This window comes from Hominiventricola aquisgranensis (assembly GCF_040096225.1).
Classification (GTDB): domain Bacteria; phylum Bacillota; class Clostridia; order Lachnospirales; family Lachnospiraceae; genus Hominiventricola; species Hominiventricola aquisgranensis.
On the sequence record NZ_JBBMFC010000003.1, the window covers coordinates 63,490 to 80,416 of the forward strand.

The following is a 16,927-nucleotide window of genomic DNA, read 5'->3' on the forward strand; positions in this document are numbered from 1 at the left end:
ATATGTGTACAGCAGCAACTTATCAGACAAAAGATTTTTATATGGGACGTACATTGGATTATGAATTCTCTTATGGAGAACAGATAGCGATCATTCCACGTAATTATCCGATCAAGTTTCATTATGCAGGTACTATGGAGCATCATTATGCCTGCATTGGTATGGCACATGTAGCAAATGGATATCCATTGTATTATGATGCAGCAAATGAAAAAGGACTTGGTATGGCAGGCCTCAATTTTGTCGGTAATGCTGCATATGCTGACGTAGATAATGAAAAAGAAAATGTAGCACAGTATGAGTTTATTCCCTGGATACTGACACAATGTGCAACTGTGGAAGATGCAAAGAAAAAACTGAAGGAAATGAATCTGACAGGGATTCCGTTCAGTGCACAGCTGCCGACGGCACAGCTTCACTGGATCATTGCAGATAAAGATGGCTGCATTGTGGTAGAGTCCATGGCAGACGGGCTTCATGTATATGATAACCCGGCAGGGGTTCTGACAAATAATCCGCCATTTCCGCAGCAGATGTTTTTGATGAATCAATATATGAATTTATCACCGAAGCAGCCGGAAAATCTGTTTTCTGATAAACTTCCGCTTACCACTTACAGCAGAGGAATGGGTGCGCTGGGACTGCCTGGAGATCTGTCATCCACTTCCCGTTTTGCCAGAGTGGCATTTACCAGACTTAATTCCCGGTCTGAAGATACAGAAAAAGCAAGTGTCAGCCAGTTTTTTCATATCTTAGGGTCTGTAGACCAGCAGAGAGGATGCTGTGAGGTGGCAGAAGGTAAGTATGAGATCACCATCTATACTTCCTGCTGTAATACAACCAAAGGTATCTATTATTATACAACTTATGAGAATCCGCAGATCACAGCTGTGAATATGCATGCAACAGATCTTAACGGAACAGAAGTTGTCAGCTATCCGATGTTACAGGATACAGAGATCCGCTATCAGAATTAAGAAAAACTTTAACTTTCTTTCCTGCGGATTGTGGTAAAATATCCATATTCAAGGATAAAAGCGGAGATGTAAAGCATATCCGCAGGAGGAAGTAAGATGAAAAAGAAAGTAATTATGCTTAGTATGCTGGCAATCACAGCAGCGATGCTGACAGCGTGCTCAGACAAAAATGATGCAGCAGATGTGCCGGAAGTTTCACAGGCAGAAAAAAGTATAGAAAATACGGATACAGATTCATCTGCAGAAGCAGCGGAGGAATCCACAGAGAATGTCGAAAAAGATTCGGAGGTCAAGGGTTCAGACTATGTGATGCCCGAAGAGTACCAGAATGTTCTGGATAAATACAAGACGATGATTACAGAAAAATGGGATGTGAGTAAAGCATTTGATGAAGGAATGTCTTCTATGGTGTCAGAGTTTTGTAATATGGATGCACAGGATCAGATCGGTTATACTCTGTATGATCTGGATGCAGATGGACAGCCGGAGCTGTTGATTGGTGAAATGGATACAGAATTACCGGCAAACAGGATTATTTTTGATGCGTATACTTTGAAGGATGGAAATGCTGTTCAGATATTTGAAAGTGAATCCAGAAACCGTTATTATCTTGTGGAAGATGAAGCAGGAGCGATCCTGATCGCAAATGAGGGATACAATGGTGCGGCGAGCTCCGGATGGTTATATTACACAGTGTCAGGGGATCGGCTTACAGTTCAGCAGGCAATCATGTATGATGCAGCAGCAGATGAAGAAAATCCATGGTTTATGGCATATGATGATGACTGGGATACTTCTAATGATGAGCCAGTGGATGAAGATATGGCACAGTCTGTAATCAATTCTTATACGGACAATTATGCAAAGCTTGATTGGACAATACTTGTACAGGAATAACATATAATATGAACAAAGAAGGATAGATGACAATGAAGAAGAAATATTTAGCTGTATTTATGATGGCAACAGCATTGACATTAACGGCATGTGGAGCAAAAGATACAGCAGAAGATTCTCAGCAGGCAGAAGAACAGGTGACAGATACTGCAGATGAAACCACAGCAGAGGCTTCACAGGATACAGAAGATACAGAGAATGGTGAAACTGCAGAGAACAATGAGAATATGATCACGGAGCTGACGGCTAATACTGCAGCGGAAATCTCAGGCAAAGAATTTACGTTGAAGACGGAACGGGCATATTCGGATGACGATGAGATTATTGCAGTTACAGCTGTGTATGGAGATCAGGAACTGAAACTGGATGAAAGTCTCTATGTGAATGGGGTCTATGAGGTATCTCTGGATGGTCAGGAATATGTGATGACAGAGACCACTACCTTTGATGACTATGGAATGATTTATCTTGTGAAGCTGGATGAGAGTGGAGTGACACTGGTATCCACACAGGACGGACATCTGCGTGAGGTTCCAGCAGATCCGACCGAAGGATTTGAAATTGAATCCAAGGTAGATGTGCTTGGAACCTATGGTGGAATAAGAACCTATTTCATACAGGATGACAAACTGACTGCCAATGATACTATCTATGAATTTGCAGGAGATCCATCAGGAGAGCTTCCGAAGCTGACAGTCAAGGGATCGATCCGATGCAGACTGGAAGGCGGCAATACGACTCTGGAAGCAGGTGATGTGATCATTCCGCAGGCATATTCACCGGATGATGGTACTTTCTATTTTGAACTGCCGGATGGAACTGCAGGAAATCTTCTAGTTGATTTGTCTCCCGATGGATCAGAAGGTCAGATGACGTATTCCGGTACTATCGGTGGCGTGGATGAGAATGAGTTGTTCGAAAACCTTCCTTATGCGGGCTAAAAAACACTTGCAATAGAAGAAATGCAGCGTTACAATAGGTAGGACAATTGAAGGCAGGGGAGCTTGTATGACAGGCTGAGAGGAAGGTAGACCTTCGACCCTTTAACCTGATGCGGATAATGCCGACGTAGGAAGTGGATATGATTTTTTGAGGCACCGCATTGAGTGGTGCCTCTTTTGGGCAAAGAATACAGTATTTTCTCTGTACAACAAAGGAGTGTAGGAACATGAAAAAAATTACAACGAAAAAAATGGCATTAACTGCTATGCTTGCGTGCCTTGCATTTGTGCTGAACACATTTGTATATTTTCCGGCTATGGCACCTTTTCAGCATTTTGTTGATGTGCTGGCAGCTGTTCTGGTAGGTCCCTGGTATGGATTTGCGGCATCCTTGCTTTGTGGAATCATGCGGATGATGTCCGGCAGAACCATTCAGGCGGTAACCGGGGCAATCTTTGGACCTGTTCTTGGTGGATTGATTTATCGGAAAACAAAAAATATCTATCTGGTATTTGTTGGTGAAGTGTTTGGAACCGGAGTGATCGGTGCCTGTGCTTCTTATCCGCTGATGAAGATGTTCTATGGACTGGATGCTCAGTCTCCGTTTTACTATATTCCGTTCTATACACCGTCAGCTATTGTGGGAGCAGCCATGGGTGTGGTTGTAGTTCTGATCCTGAAGAAGACAGGGGTGCTGAACCGCATGCAGAATGAACTTTCATAGGAGGAAGACAAATGACCAAATTTGCAGAGGTACTGCGTAAGGTTCATGAAATGGAACCGCGTGTGCAGTGCATCACTAACTTTGTGACAGTCAATGACTGCGCAAATATCATCCTGGCGGCGGGCGGAACTCCGTCCATGGCAGATCATATTGATGAAGTGGCAGAAGCATTGTCCTGCGTACAGGCGCTGGTATGTAACATGGGAGCCATCGCATTGACGGATTCTATGATCGTCGGTGGAAAAGAGGCAAACCGACGGAAGATTCCGGTGGTGCTGGATCCGGTAGCAGTAGGTGGCACACAGCTTCGTAGAGATGCAGCAAAGAGGCTGTTGGAGGAAGTTCATTTTACTGCGATCCGGGGAAATGCATCAGAGATCCGCTACTTGGCCGGTCAGCAGACCACAGGTGCTGGCGTAGATGTAAGTGATCTGGATGCCATCACAGAAGAAAATCTTCCAGAAGCTCAGGAGATGATCAAGAATCTTGCAAAAAGTCTTGGAACAGTGATCGCAGTTTCCGGAGTGATCGACCTGGTATCCGACGGGGAACGAACCATGGTTTTGAGAAATGGATGCGCGACCATGTCACGGATCACAGGAAGTGGGTGTATGCTGACTTCCATGATCGGTGCATTTGTGGGAGCGGCTGCAGAGGATCCATTTACAGCAACCTGTGCGGCTATGGCGGCTATGGGAATTGCCGGAGAGATCGCGGAGAAAAAGAGAATAAAAAATGGCACGGGAAATGCTACTTTCCGTACAGATTTGATCGATGCGGTCTTTAATCTGACGGAAGAGGAACTTACGAAAGGGGCACGTTATGAAATTTTCTAAAGAAGAGATACAGAATTCCATGTTGCTGTATGCAGTCACTGACCGTATGTGGCTGAAGGATGGAGAAGGACTGACAGATGTATGCAGAAAAGTACTGGAGAATGGTGCGACGTTTCTGCAGATCCGTGAAAAAGATCTGGATGAAAATACCTTCGAACAGGAGGCAGAGGCACTGAAAGAGCTGTGTGCCTCTTACAGAGTACCTTATGTAGTCAATGACAGTGTAGAGATCGCCATGGACATTGATGCAGATGGTGTTCATGTAGGACAATCTGATATCAAAGGACGCGACATCCGTGCGATGATCGGACCGGATAAGATTCTGGGAATCTCCGCAGGAACAGTAGAAGAAGCACAGGCAGCAGAAAAAGCCGGTGCAGACTATATTGGAGTTGGTGCGGTATTTGGCACAAGCACCAAGAAAAACGCCAGAAATCTGTCGCTGGAGAAGTTGCAGGAGATCAGCAGTTCTGTAAGCATTCCGGTGGTAGCCATTGGAGGAATCAATGCATCCAATCTGATGGAGCTTGCAGGCAGCGGTGTAGACGGTGTAGCGGTGGTATCTGCCATCTTTGCAGCCAAGGATCCAGGTCAGGCGACCAGAGAGCTGAAAGTGCTGGCACAGAAAATGGTGGAATATGAATAAAAAATACGCAATCTTTGACATGGATGGAACCCTGGTGGATTCTATGGGATACTGGAAACGTCTGGCAGGAGAATATCTGGAGACTCATGGGGTCCTGAATCCACCAAAGGATATTCTGGAGAAGATCAAGCCCATGACTATGACGGAATCAGCAGCTTTGTTTATCCATGAATTTGGACTTCAGGGAACGCCGGAGCAGGTGGCAGATGATATGAATGCCATGATGGATGAACATTATCGCAGTGACATCCCATTGAAGGCAGGCGTAAAGGAGTATCTGACCCGGCTGAGAGACAGAGGCGTGCGTATGTGTGTGGCATCCGCTACTGCAGAACTGCTGATGGAAGCATGCCTGTCTCGTCTGGGTGTCAGGGAGGATTTTGAATTCCTGTTGTCCTGTGAGACCGTAGGAGCAGGAAAACGTCAGCCAGATGTGTATCTGGAATCCATCAGGCGCATGGGCGCGGAACCGTCAGAGACAGCAGTTTATGAGGATGCTCTTTATGCAGCGCAGACGGCAAAAGAGGCTGGATTCTATGTGGTTGGTGTCTATGACGGCAGTGTGACTTATTGCCATGAGCCGGATGATCAGGAAGAACGTGATCGCATGTGGAACGAGTGCTGGGAACAGTTGAAACAGTTGACTGACGAGTCCATCCTGGACTGGAAAACAGCAGAATAAAGAGTTGAAAATGGTTCCGGGGATTACCTCCGGAACCATTCTTTCATAACGTCATAGATCTGAATCAATTCTTCTTCTTTGATAATGTAAGGCATCATAGTGTACATGCAGGTCAGGAATGGACGGCTGAAGACGCCTCGTTCGTAAGCAAACTGCTGGAATCCTTCCAGTGTTGCCGGATCGTAGACATCCACACAGGTGCATCCGCCCATGATGCGGACCTCACGGATTCTCGGATCGGTAAAACCATCCATTTCCCGATGGGAAATCTCGGTGATCCGATGGATCTTGCTCATATAATCTTCCCGTTCAAAAATCTCAATTCCTTTTAAGGCAACGGCGCAGGCCAGTGGATTTCCCATAAAGGTTGGACCGTGCATCAGTGCTTTCCGGTCATCGTTACTGTAAAAGGCATCAAAGACTTTCTGACTGGCAACGGTTACAGCATGACCAAGGTAGCCGCCGGTCAGGGCTTTCCCCAGAACCAGAATATCCGGCAGAACTTCGTCTGCAACAAATCGATAACCAGTTCTTCCAAATCCAGTGGCAACCTCATCAAAGATCAGAAGTACATCGTATTCGCTGCATAATTCACGGGCACGCTTGAGAAAAGAAATATCATACATCCGCATGCCACCGGCACCCTGCAGCAGTGGCTCTACGATAAAGCAGTTCAGCTGATCGTGATAGTTTGCAAAGGCCTCTTCCAGTGCAGGAATCTCAGTTGGAATATGGATCACACCTTCTTTTTTATCAAATGCGAAATGATAATCTTCATCATCCCCTACTTCCATAGCTTTGAAGGTATCTCCGTGGTAGGCATGTTCCAAAGCTAATACCAGCGGACGTTTTCTGCCCTGGTTAGTGTTGTACTGAAGCGCCATTTTCAGGGAGACTTCCACAGCTACACTGCCGGAGTCGGAGTAAAAACAGTAGTTTAAGTCACCCGGCAGAAAGCTTTCCAGCTTTTGGGTCAGCTTCTGTACCGGCTCATGGGTCAGGCCACCAAGCATCACATGGCAGAAATGATCTGCCTGTTCCTTGATGGCAGCAGTCAGTTCCGGATGTTTGTATCCGTGGATCATGCACCACCAGGAGGAGACAGAATCAATCAGCTTCTGATCCTCAGTATAGAGATAGACTCCATCAGCATCAACAATTTTATAAGGAGCCTTCATGGTTTTCATTTGTTCGTAAGGATACCAGATCATAATGTTACCTCGTCATAAAGTTCACTGAGTGTCGCAGCATCTATGGAAAGAGAAGTATCGCCATCACAGACTCTTGCAAGAGTGGGAAGGCCTGTCATATGCTCACACATAAAAATGTTGTCTTCCTCCATTACATTGCCTGGGTGGCAGTGATTGAAGATTATTCCCTTGAGAGGAAGATCATGTGCTTTCATATATTCAACGGTCAGCACCACACTGTTGATGGTTCCAAGACCTGCATCAGCGATCAGAATGCTGGAAAGATGAAGTTCTTTTACTACATCTTCCAGCTGGATCCTGGCTTCGTCAAAGCAGATGGGGCATAGGATACCGCCGCTGCCTTCAACGGTCACATAATCATAGTTTTCACAGACGTGAGCAAATCCTTTTTTCACTACATTCATCTGAACCGGATGTCCTTCCAGCCGGGAAGCCAGATGAGGAGAGTAAGCATGCTCATATACATAAGGACACATATCTTCCAGTCGCTGAGTGATGCCGGACATAGTCTGTACACAGAGTGCATCTCCGGGAATCAGAGAGCCGTCTGCTCTGCGGTCATTTCCACTCATGGCAGCTTTGTAGTAGGCCGGATGTAGACCGACTTCTGCCAGTTTTTTAGTGATCAGACCGGTAATATAGGTCTTTCCGGTGTCTGTACCGGTACCTGTAATAAAGAGCGCTTTGCTCATGGATTTATGCCTCCTTCCAGTAATCCGGTGTTACATCGCGGCCAAGATCCGTGAGCATCTGACGATCACTTCGGATGGTGGCACAGGCAACCGTTGTCAGCATATTTCCGGTAATGGTGGCAGAAGCCCCGGACTTGAAGGCAATTTCACCGTCGTTGGTCAGAAGAGCACGGCCTGCAGCCAGACGGATATTGGCATCGGGATTGATATAACGGAATAATGCGATGGTACGTAAAATATCTTCCTCAGATAAACGAGGCAGATTTTCCAGAGGGGTTCCCGGAATCGGCATCAGCGCATTGATGGGAATGGAATCAATTCCAAGTTCTGCCAGGCTGATAGCCATATCCAGGCGATCTTCCCATGTCTCGCCCATACCGATGATACCTCCGGAACAGGCACACATACCTTCTGCTTTGACTTTTTTCAAAGTCTCGATCTTCATATCATAAGTATGTGTGGTACAGATATTCGGGAAATTCCGGCGGGAAGTCTCAATATTATGGTGATAACTGGTCACGCCTGCCTCGTGGAGCCGATGAAGCTGATCAGCAGAGAGAAATCCCATGGAAGCGCACAGATCGATCTTACATTCCCTTTTCATGGTCTCGTAAGCATGGATCGCTTTGTCGAATTCTTTCCCTGTCAGTGCTTTTCCAGCAGTTACAATGGAAAAGCGATCCACGCCTTCGGACTCATTGAGCTTGCACAGCTCCACGATCTTTTCTTCCGGAAGAAAATCATAGACTTCGCAATTCGTGTGATGATGGGCAGATTGTGCGCAGTATTTACAGTCTTCCGGACAGCGGCCGCTGCGGCCGTTGATGATGGAGCAAAGGTCTACTTTATTGCCAATCCGTGCTTCACGGATCTGATCAGCTCCTTTACATAAATTGTCAAGATCACAGGTGAGGAAGAAGGACAGATCATCCTCGCGGGTCAGTCTTTTTCCGTCGATGATCTCCTGGGCTAAAGTCAGTACGTTCATAAAATTGGTCTCCTTTGTGATAAATCGTTTGCGATAGATTATTTTTGTTCCGGCTTTACAGTTCCAGTACTGGTTTGATCCGCTTTACCAGAACTGCAGCAAGAATGCTTAAGGCAATGTCGCCTGGAACTGCCAGGATAAAGCAGTACAGGAACAGCGGCCATACACCGATTGGTGTGTTGATTACGTAATTGCAGATTACATAATAGTAGATCATGCCGCATGCATAGACTACCAGAAGTCCTGCCAGGTTAGCTGTAAGATAGTGAAGAACGGTTTTCTTTTTCATATGTTCAGCCAGATATCCGGTTAAAAAAGTTCCGGCACAGAATCCGATCAGATAGCCAAAACTTGGTTTGAAGATATACCACAGACCGCCGCCTTCGCTGAAGATGGGAAGTCCTGCCAGTCCAAGGATTACATAAGCGATTACGGACAGGGAGCCTCTGCGGGAACCAAGCAGAAGACCAGCCAGCATTGTAAATAAATATTGCAGGGTAAAGGGAACTACCGGAATGGGAATCTTGATAAATGCGCCCACAGCAATCAGGGCGGTGAACAGTCCGCAGTAGATGATAGATTTTGTTTTTGTCATTTGTAAACCTCCTGAATCATTACGGTTCACAATTATAAAAGATAAAAAATAATGTGTCAACTAAAAAATATATATAGTTAACAAATGCAATGACGGTGGTGTTCAGAATGATAGAAGTTGTTGCTTGACGGAGCCAGGGAGACTGCGATATATTCAGAGAAGAATGAGATGAAATGCAGGCTTTACTGATTGATATAGAAGGATGGGAGATACAGATGGAACGGTTGTTAAAACAGATAGAAGCGTATAAGCCATGTAATGAGCAGGAAGAGAAAGACCGGGAATTGTTGATTCAATGGATCAGAAGTGGAATGGATATTGTGACCAGAGCCAATGAGACCGCGCATCTGACTGCATCAGCATGGGTGGTAAGCCCGGATCGGAAGCATGTGCTCATGGCTTACCACAATATTTATAACTCCTGGGCATGGCTGGGTGGTCATGCGGACGGGGAATGGAATCTTCAGAAAGTGGCGATCCGGGAAGTGGAGGAAGAAAGCGGGCTTTCACAGGTCACACCACTACAGGAGGCACCGGTTTCACTGGAGATTCTGACTGTGGATGGTCACTGGAAGCGTGGAACATACGTGGCTTCTCATCTTCATCTGAACGTTACCTATCTTATGGAAGCAGATTCCAGGAAACCAATACGTAAAAAGCCGGATGAAAACAGTGCGGTTGCATGGATCCCGGTGGAAGAGATCGGGGAAAAATCTACGGAACCTTGGTTTGTGGAACATATTTATTCTAAACTCTGTAAGAAAGCATTGACTTTACAATAGATGTAGGGTTTAAAATCGGGAACAGAAGAAAGGAGTCTTTTGTACTTTTATGGAAAGAAATCTTACATCTGGAAGTGTATTTAAAAATATTGTGTATTTTTCTCTGCCTTATCTGTTGTCTTATTTTTTGCAGACTCTGTATGGTATGGCAGATTTGTTCATTATTGGTCAGTTTGAAGGTGTGGCAAGCACTACTGCAGTATCCATTGGAAGTCAGGTTATGCATATGATCACGGTCATGATCGTAGGACTTGCCATGGGATCAACAGTCATCATTGCGCAGGCGATCGGAGGCGGTGATAAGAAAAAGGCCTCCCAGACAGTGGGTAATTCCGTGACCTTGTTCCTGGGACTGGCGATCGTACTGGCAGTCGTGCTGGTGACGTTGGTATCCCCAATTGTGTCGGTCATGTCCACTCCGGCGGAAGCAGCAGATGGAACGAAACTGTATCTGACCATCTGCTTTATCGGGATTCCGTTTATCACTGCTTATAATGTGATCAGTTCCATTTTTCGCGGACTGGGAGATTCTAAGAGTCCCATGTGTTTTATTGCAGTAGCATGCGTGGTAAATATTGCCCTTGACTATCTGTTTATGGGATATTTTCATCTGGGACCGGCAGGAGCAGCACTGGGTACCACAATGTCTCAGGCATTCAGTGTGGTGCTGGCGCTCATTGTGATCATAAAGAAGCAGTCTGGCATCACTTTACAGAAAAGTGACCTGCGCCCGCAGAAAGCCGTGATGGGACAGCTGTTACAGATCGGTATCCCGGTGGCATTGCAGGATGGGTTTATCCAGATCGCGTTTATTGTCATTACTATTATTGCAAATCGCAGAGGTTTAAGTGCGGCCGCAGCTGTTGGTATTGTGGAGAAGATCATCAGCTTTTTATTCCTTGTACCGTCTTCTATGCTCTCTACAGTGTCAGCACTCGGTGCTCAGAATATTGGTGCTGGAAAATATGATAGGGCCAGGAAAACCCTTCGCTATGCATTGATGATCGCAGTAGGATTTGGCATAATCGTATCCATCGTGATCCAGTTTATTGCAGAGCCCGTAGTAGGACTTTTTACAACAGATGAAGTGGTGAAGACAATGGGAGGTCAGTATCTGCGAGGTTATATCTTTGACTGCGTATTTGCCGGTATGCATTTCAGCTTCAGCGGGTATTTCTGCGCATATGGAAGATCAGAATTTTCTTTCCTGCACAACATTACCTCTATCTTGCTGGTGAGGATTCCGGGCGTGTATCTGACATCCAAGCTGTTCCCGGCAAGTTTGTTTCCTATGGGAATCGCAACGGTCTGTGGATCACTGTTATCCGTGATCATTTGTCTGAGTGTGTTTGTATGGCTGGAAAAGCATGGATGGGAGAGAAAACATCGGAATGGAAGATAAAAAATTATTTTGGATCAGTGATGTGGCAAAGATGTTCCATGTCAGTGCAGGAACCCTGCGACATTATGAACAGGCGGGATTGCTGGCACCGGAATATACGGATCCCGACACCGGATATCGCTACTATGGAATCCGGCAGTTTGAAGTGCTCAATACGATTCGATATCTGCGAGTATTGGATCTGCCTCTTTCACAGATCGCTGAGTTCCTTCAGAACCGGGATACAGATGTGATCGAGGAAAAATTGGAAAAACAGAAAGCCCTGATTCAACAGAAAAAGCGGGAACTGGAGATTATGGAACGAAAGATCGATCATCGGATCGAGCAGATCCGAGATGCCAGATGCTCCAGATTAGAAGAAATTCAGTTGAAAATATTTCCGGAGACACGTATGGTTCTCTTAAGAGATCCGGTGCGGCCAAGATCCTATCTGGATCTGGAAATCGCTATCCGGCAGATGCAAAAAGGACAGTCGGAGGCACAGGTATTTTTAGGAAAAGTCGGTGTGGGAATTTCTAAAGAGCATTTAAGAGAAGGAAGTTTTGAGGTATATGACTGGGTCTTCCTGATCCTGGATGAGGAAGACCATTATGATGGGCAGACAGAGCTGCTGCCTTCCATGGAGTGCGCAACGATCCGCTTCCGCGGCGGACATACAGAAGCACCACGGTACTATCAAATGCTTCTTAACTTTTTGAAGGAGAAGCATCTGATGCCGGCGGGCTTTTCTCAGGAAATCACATTGATCGATGACGGAATGACCAGTGATCCTGAAAAATTTGTGACTGAGATTCGGTTGCCGGTTTGCACGGCGATGAATCGATAAATTACATTAAGCAGAGCATCTTCCGAACTGAGAAACCAGCATGGTTTTATGAGTGTTAAAACAACAAGAAGTAAAAAAATGTCAAGGGTTGATTGATTGAAAAATCTGATTGACAAAAAACTAAAAGTATCATAAAATAAAACTAACATCTGAGATTCTTATGCATAAGCATATCCGGCGATTCGCCGAGTTTTCAGAAGGAAAAAACTGAATAAAGGCGAGCTGGATATAATGAGCGAAAGTGAGTCAGAGAGAACTTGCTCTCTCTTGACGAACGGTGAAATTATAGAGTGATAAAATCACGATATGCTGAAAGCAGAGGCAATTATGAAATATTTTCCAGAATCGCCGAAGGGGGATTATGGGAAAAAAGGAACCAATATATGCCATACACCAGATGAACGTCTGCTGGAACTGAAAGAAAATGTACAAAATGAAGATGGAGGAATCAATATGTGTGGAGCCGTAGATCAGATGATTGCACAGGGAATGGAGCGTGGACTGGCGCAGGGAACAGAACGTGGAATAAAAAATCTGATAGAAGTATGTCAGGAACTGGGCACATCATATGATAATGTGCAGTTTCAGGTGGAAATGAAATACAATCTGAGTCAGGAAGAAGCGGAAAGATATATGAAACAGTATTGGAAATAGATTCGGAGAGGAGGAGTCTTATGGCAGATAACAGGAAAATGATAGCAGCAGGTGTGGTCTTGGTCGGAGTATTACTGGCAATGACCGCCTGTGCAAGGTCAGAAACTTCTTTCAAGTTTCATCCGGCGTTGGGAATCTGCGATGCAGAGGAGGAACTATATGAAGCGAAAAATCCGATGCAGGAACTGGATACGGAATATGGAAGTGCCACGATGGAATATGTTGTCTGGAAGGATGGATTCCTTTATGTGAAAATAGTTGCAGATTATTCATCAGATGCAGATGACTGGGAGCAGGCAGATCAGTTCCTGAGTGTACAGGATGAGGAGAAAAGTAAACTAACATCACTTTCCCGGTATTGCAATTATGATGAGGAACAGAAACAACTGACCATAGAGCAGGAGTACCGAAGCATCACTCCTCAGGGTCAATATGTGCTGGAGCTGTTTGATCAGACAGCAACGATTCATATGACATCAGTACCAGAGTATAACAGCCTGAAAGAGATTGGAACACCGGTAACACACAATGGACGGACATGGGTATTTCAGGGAACCTTGGAGGATGACGAGACTCTCAAGTTGCATGCGTGGGGAACTTCAGACGATATCTGGCAGATGGGACGACCGATGAAAGAACCGGTGACACCGGAAGACGTGAAAAAGGATGGATTTATTCAATGGAAACAGTCAGGTATTGAAGGAAGCAGTAGTTTTGAGGCAACGGTGAAGGTATCAGAAGACACCGAATATGAACTGAAGATTCCGGGTGTTTCTTTGGTGGCGGATATGGGAGAAAATGGACCAATCGCGGAAGTGCCTGTTCCGGCGGTGGATGGAACAGAAGATGTTGATGTATCCTTTTTTGTTGGAAAAGACACCTACCACATTGGAAAAGTCGAGCGCAGGAAAAAAGAAAGTCAGGATGATGACGGAAAAAATAAGGTTTCGACAGAAGTGATCCTCTATGTAGAGCCAGAAAATCTGGAGAAAGATACAGAGCTGTTATCAATCAATGCGAGCTGGGGTGAATTGAAATCTCAGGGAGATCCAACAACATTTTCGCTGAAAGGAAGCACATTTCCACCTGCGATGTACGTAGATGGAGAACTTGCAGAACTTCGGCAGGAACTGACACTTACATACTCCGAAGCAGAGAGGGTTCCGGAGATTGTGGCGGTCAGGATCGACAAATTAGGAAAAGTATGGAATCAGGAATATCATTGTAAAATAAAGTGAGGCGGAAGGGAGTTGCTTTGAGGTGAGGCAGCTCCTTGTTTCTCATTATAATTTTAAATAAGTAATTGACAAACAACTAAAAGTGTCATAGAATAATACTAATATCTGAGATTCTTATGCGTAAGCATATCCGGCGATTCGCCGAGTTTTCAGAAGGGAAAAACTGAATAAAGGCGAGCTGGAGAGTTTGAAAATAGGGGCACAATATTATATATTTTCCAGAATCGTCGAAGGGGGATTATGGGAAAAAAAGAAGAACCGATGATTGCCTATTATGAAGATGCAAGACATTTTGCATGGCTGGTCAATGGATGGATCTGTCAGGGAGAGAAAGAAATCGATGAGGCACAGATTAAACCGAAAAATATTCGTCTGACAGGAAAGACTGGAAGCGGAAGAACGGCCAGAATGAGAAGCCGCTACCGGGATGTATTTAAAGAGATCGGGAAAGTTAAAATAGTTCTTATGATTGGAACAGAACTTCAGTCATTTGTAGACTAGAAAACCATACCGGAGATTGAAAATATCGAAGAAGATACCTATGACGTAATGTGGAACTTCTTGGACAAACGAATGCTGGAACTAAAAGAAAATGTACAAAATGAAGATGGAGGAATCAATATGTGTGGAGCCGTAGATCAGATGATTGCAGAAGGAATGGAGCGTGGACTGGAACAGGGAATGGAACGCGGTCTTAAGCAAGGAATGGAGCGTGTTGCACAGGAAAAGGTATGGGGAATCAGAAATATGATAGAAGTATGTCAGGAACTGGGAGGAACATATGATAATACTCAGTTTCAGGTGGAAATGAGATATCATCTGAGCCAGGAAGATGCTGGGAAATATATGAAGCAATACTGGAAATAAGAAGAATGGGACATAGTGAAAAATATGGAAGTATTTGTAACAGATCAATGGGTGAAAAATGATCAGATGAAATTCATGTTTGACAGACTGAAAACGTATTCGGACAATAATTTGATGTCAATAAATATGGAAAAATTTTTTCATCTGTTCGAGCCGCCTTTTAAAGAGGTGTGTGACTGCATCATAATCACAGATTCGGATGTGTCGAATATAGAAGAGAATTTTGATAACATATTGAAAATGTATATGGACAGAACTGGATATGAAGCAAGCAATACGGAAACGCGGATAAATGATTACTTCACCAGTGAAATATCTGTATTGGATGGTTTGAAAATAGCCATGCTGTTAGTAGATAACTGGAAAAGAAAAATAAAAGAGCTTGTGCCGAATACACCAATTTGTTTTATCTTATCTGCTGGAGATAATCATGTAGAATTGCGGTTTCATAAAGTGAGAAAAAATGAACAAATGTGGTTGGATACTGATTTAAGCAAATACAAAGATGAAGCTGTAGCTTATAGGATAATTTAGATAGTGCATACAGTGAAAGGAACTGGATATGAGTTATGATGTCAATATAATTGCCATAAATCAAAAAAAATCCTTGTCATTTTAAGAGTGAAACAAGTTTATTATTGCATAATGAGGTAGAACACAGAGAAGTACATAGATATGCTTATTTTTGACCTTTTTTCTCAAACACTAACGGAATATTGTATCCAGTAGTAGAAGAGCTTGATGATGATTTTTTTGCATGCTTTAATTTCTGTGATTCATTATTTGAAGAACCAGATGTTCAGGGTGTGCAAATCTCCTTGTGGATTTCTGTAGAAGCTAAAGATGATTTAACTCCTTTGCTTATAAGAGAAGATGTTAAAAATGAATTTTTGAAAATTATAAAACATGTTTTGCTTAGTTCCCCAGACCATAGGATTTTATTTCAGAGTCGATATCAATGTTCTGAAAAGGAAATTGTAATAGGTACGATATCTTTTGAAGAATTTAAAACTATGTTATTAAGTTCTCAAATATTGTTTGATGTGTGCTATATAATAGAAGAATGCTGAAATGAAAGAGATAATTGGGAGAAAAAACGATATACGAGGTGTGGTGAGTCAGTTGATAGAAATAATCCGTAAATACACAAGTCAGATTTGTACGACAATTTTTATTATTATGATTCTGGTATTTATGATATTCATGACAAGAGTGAATATCAGATACGATAAGACACCAGCGATAGATGATAATGCCCGCCTGGAAACTCTGACTGGAATTGTATCATCAGATTATGCGAATGTTTCGCAAAGATCGTTTACAATCAAATGTGGCGAATACGATTACTATTCTGGTGGAGAAACATTGGATGATATCAACCAGAAGTATGATTTGAATCTTGATTATGGCGATAGTATAACCGCAGAGTGTGAAGTGTTTACTTATGAAATTTTTCCTGCAGAGATAACGATTCTTTCGGTAAGTACAGATTGAAGGATTGGAAACCTGTCATACAACTTGTATACGTTTCTCAGATAAAATATTTCAAATCGGTAAATTGGATATTTTGACAGGAGAACGAGCATGAGGAAAGAAGAGCAGAGATACAGAAAAAGATTAAAAACACTTTTTATAATTGATTTTTTGATTGTGGCAGTTCCAATTATATTTTTTCTGGTAGTAAAAACATCATTTGTATTTGGGGTTCTGACGAATGACACGGAATATTCAGATGCAAGGTATGAGAATGCTTATATTGATCTTGCAGAAGGTGAAATGTCAGGAGAGAATGTTGCTCGTCTCGGATACACTTTACAGGAGTTAAACGAAAAATTTTCGGGAAAGTATGAATTCGGAGACAGGGTAATCCTTTATCATTGGCAGGATTGGAGTTTGATATGTCCGGTATATTTTAAGCCTATTTTTATTATAAAGGTACCAGAGTGGTTGTAGAGAAAAGTTGGACGT

At 43.7% G+C, this 16,927-nt stretch carries 22 protein-coding genes and 1 riboswitch; of the genes, 18 read left to right on the forward strand and 4 right to left on the reverse strand.

Annotation, left to right across the window (positions count from 1 at the left end; translation table 11 throughout):
* Window positions 1–2 precede the first annotated feature (2 nt).
* From bsh to WMO62_RS02265, 7 genes are all read left to right on the forward strand, one after another.
* Complete coding sequence (gene bsh, locus WMO62_RS02235; protein WP_349143667.1) at window positions 3–977, forward strand: choloylglycine hydrolase; 975 nt, start codon at window positions 3–5, stop codon at window positions 975–977.
* Window positions 978–1,073: 96 nt separating this feature from the next.
* The gene (locus WMO62_RS02240; protein ID WP_349143668.1) at window positions 1,074–1,874 is read left to right on the forward strand and encodes a hypothetical protein; all 801 of its coding nucleotides are present in this window, start codon (window positions 1,074–1,076) and stop codon (window positions 1,872–1,874) included.
* A 32-nt stretch (window positions 1,875–1,906) separates the two neighbouring features.
* Window positions 1,907–2,815, forward strand: coding sequence for a hypothetical protein (locus WMO62_RS02245; RefSeq protein WP_349143669.1), 909 nt, complete (start codon window positions 1,907–1,909; stop codon window positions 2,813–2,815).
* Window positions 2,816–2,860: 45 nt separating this feature from the next.
* Window positions 2,861–2,966, forward strand: a riboswitch (TPP riboswitch).
* A gap of 76 nt (window positions 2,967–3,042) precedes the next feature.
* A complete protein-coding gene (gene thiW / locus WMO62_RS02250) occupies window positions 3,043–3,540 on the forward strand; it encodes an energy coupling factor transporter S component ThiW (protein ID WP_349143670.1) in 498 nt (165 codons plus the stop codon).
* A gap of 11 nt (window positions 3,541–3,551) precedes the next feature.
* The gene (thiM, locus tag WMO62_RS02255; protein WP_117497369.1) at window positions 3,552–4,376 is read left to right on the forward strand and encodes a hydroxyethylthiazole kinase; all 825 of its coding nucleotides are present in this window, start codon (window positions 3,552–3,554) and stop codon (window positions 4,374–4,376) included.
* Window positions 4,363–5,022 (forward strand): thiamine phosphate synthase, encoded by a 660-nt coding sequence (gene thiE / locus WMO62_RS02260; protein WP_349143671.1) that lies wholly within the window; start codon window positions 4,363–4,365, stop codon window positions 5,020–5,022. The genes thiM and thiE overlap by 14 nt, the downstream gene beginning before the upstream one ends.
* Window positions 5,015–5,704: an HAD family hydrolase gene (locus WMO62_RS02265; RefSeq protein WP_349143672.1), complete on the forward strand. Its 690-nt coding sequence runs from the start codon at window positions 5,015–5,017 to the stop codon at window positions 5,702–5,704. Before thiE ends, WMO62_RS02265 begins: the two co-directional genes overlap by 8 nt.
* 23 nt (window positions 5,705–5,727) lie before the next feature.
* On the opposite strand, the gene bioA is transcribed toward WMO62_RS02265, so the two are convergent.
* The 4 genes from bioA to WMO62_RS02285 are packed head-to-tail and all read right to left on the reverse strand — an operon-like array spanning window position 5,728 to window position 9,190.
* Window positions 5,728–6,915 carry an adenosylmethionine--8-amino-7-oxononanoate transaminase gene (gene bioA, locus WMO62_RS02270; protein ID WP_349143673.1) on the reverse strand — a complete coding sequence of 396 codons (1,188 nt, stop codon included), beginning with the start codon at window positions 6,913–6,915 and terminating at the stop codon, window positions 5,728–5,730.
* A complete protein-coding gene (gene bioD / locus WMO62_RS02275) occupies window positions 6,912–7,607 on the reverse strand; it encodes a dethiobiotin synthase (RefSeq protein ID WP_349143674.1) in 696 nt (231 codons plus the stop codon). The genes bioA and bioD overlap by 4 nt, the downstream gene beginning before the upstream one ends.
* 4 nt (window positions 7,608–7,611) lie before the next feature.
* Window positions 7,612–8,595 (reverse strand): biotin synthase BioB, encoded by a 984-nt coding sequence (gene bioB / locus WMO62_RS02280; RefSeq protein ID WP_349143675.1) that lies wholly within the window; start codon window positions 8,593–8,595, stop codon window positions 7,612–7,614.
* A gap of 55 nt (window positions 8,596–8,650) precedes the next feature.
* On the reverse strand, window positions 8,651–9,190 hold the full coding sequence (locus WMO62_RS02285; protein WP_349143676.1) for a biotin transporter BioY: 540 nt from the start codon (window positions 9,188–9,190) through the stop codon (window positions 8,651–8,653).
* 173 nt (window positions 9,191–9,363) lie between these two features.
* Between WMO62_RS02285 and WMO62_RS02290 the strand changes: the two genes are divergently transcribed.
* From WMO62_RS02290 to WMO62_RS02340, 11 genes are all read left to right on the forward strand, one after another.
* Complete coding sequence (locus WMO62_RS02290; protein ID WP_349143677.1) at window positions 9,364–9,972, forward strand: NUDIX hydrolase; 609 nt, start codon at window positions 9,364–9,366, stop codon at window positions 9,970–9,972.
* A 49-nt stretch (window positions 9,973–10,021) separates the two neighbouring features.
* A complete protein-coding gene (locus WMO62_RS02295; RefSeq protein WP_349143678.1) occupies window positions 10,022–11,374 on the forward strand; it encodes an MATE family efflux transporter in 1,353 nt (450 codons plus the stop codon).
* Window positions 11,364–12,200 (forward strand): MerR family transcriptional regulator, encoded by an 837-nt coding sequence (locus tag WMO62_RS02300; protein WP_349143679.1) that lies wholly within the window; start codon window positions 11,364–11,366, stop codon window positions 12,198–12,200. Before WMO62_RS02295 ends, WMO62_RS02300 begins: the two co-directional genes overlap by 11 nt.
* Before the next feature lie 327 nt (window positions 12,201–12,527).
* Window positions 12,528–12,854 carry a hypothetical protein gene (locus WMO62_RS02305; RefSeq protein ID WP_349143680.1) on the forward strand — a complete coding sequence of 109 codons (327 nt, stop codon included), beginning with the start codon at window positions 12,528–12,530 and terminating at the stop codon, window positions 12,852–12,854.
* A 20-nt stretch (window positions 12,855–12,874) separates the two neighbouring features.
* Complete coding sequence (locus WMO62_RS02310) at window positions 12,875–14,092, forward strand: hypothetical protein (protein WP_349143681.1); 1,218 nt, start codon at window positions 12,875–12,877, stop codon at window positions 14,090–14,092.
* 240 nt (window positions 14,093–14,332) lie between these two features.
* A complete protein-coding gene (locus tag WMO62_RS02315; protein WP_349143682.1) occupies window positions 14,333–14,593 on the forward strand; it encodes a hypothetical protein in 261 nt (86 codons plus the stop codon).
* Window positions 14,594–14,653: 60 nt separating this feature from the next.
* Window positions 14,654–14,959: a hypothetical protein gene (locus tag WMO62_RS02320; RefSeq protein ID WP_349143683.1), complete on the forward strand. Its 306-nt coding sequence runs from the start codon at window positions 14,654–14,656 to the stop codon at window positions 14,957–14,959.
* 24 nt (window positions 14,960–14,983) lie between these two features.
* Window positions 14,984–15,493, forward strand: a complete 510-nt coding sequence (locus WMO62_RS02325) for a PM0498 family protein (protein WP_494337506.1) — start codon at window positions 14,984–14,986, stop codon at window positions 15,491–15,493.
* A gap of 182 nt (window positions 15,494–15,675) precedes the next feature.
* Window positions 15,676–16,029: a hypothetical protein gene (locus WMO62_RS02330; protein ID WP_349143685.1), complete on the forward strand. Its 354-nt coding sequence runs from the start codon at window positions 15,676–15,678 to the stop codon at window positions 16,027–16,029.
* A gap of 1 nt (window position 16,030) precedes the next feature.
* Window positions 16,031–16,453 carry a hypothetical protein gene (locus WMO62_RS02335; RefSeq protein WP_349143686.1) on the forward strand — a complete coding sequence of 141 codons (423 nt, stop codon included), beginning with the start codon at window positions 16,031–16,033 and terminating at the stop codon, window positions 16,451–16,453.
* A gap of 90 nt (window positions 16,454–16,543) precedes the next feature.
* Window positions 16,544–16,912: a hypothetical protein gene (locus WMO62_RS02340; RefSeq protein ID WP_349143687.1), complete on the forward strand. Its 369-nt coding sequence runs from the start codon at window positions 16,544–16,546 to the stop codon at window positions 16,910–16,912.
* The last annotated feature ends 15 nt before the right edge of the window (window positions 16,913–16,927 follow it).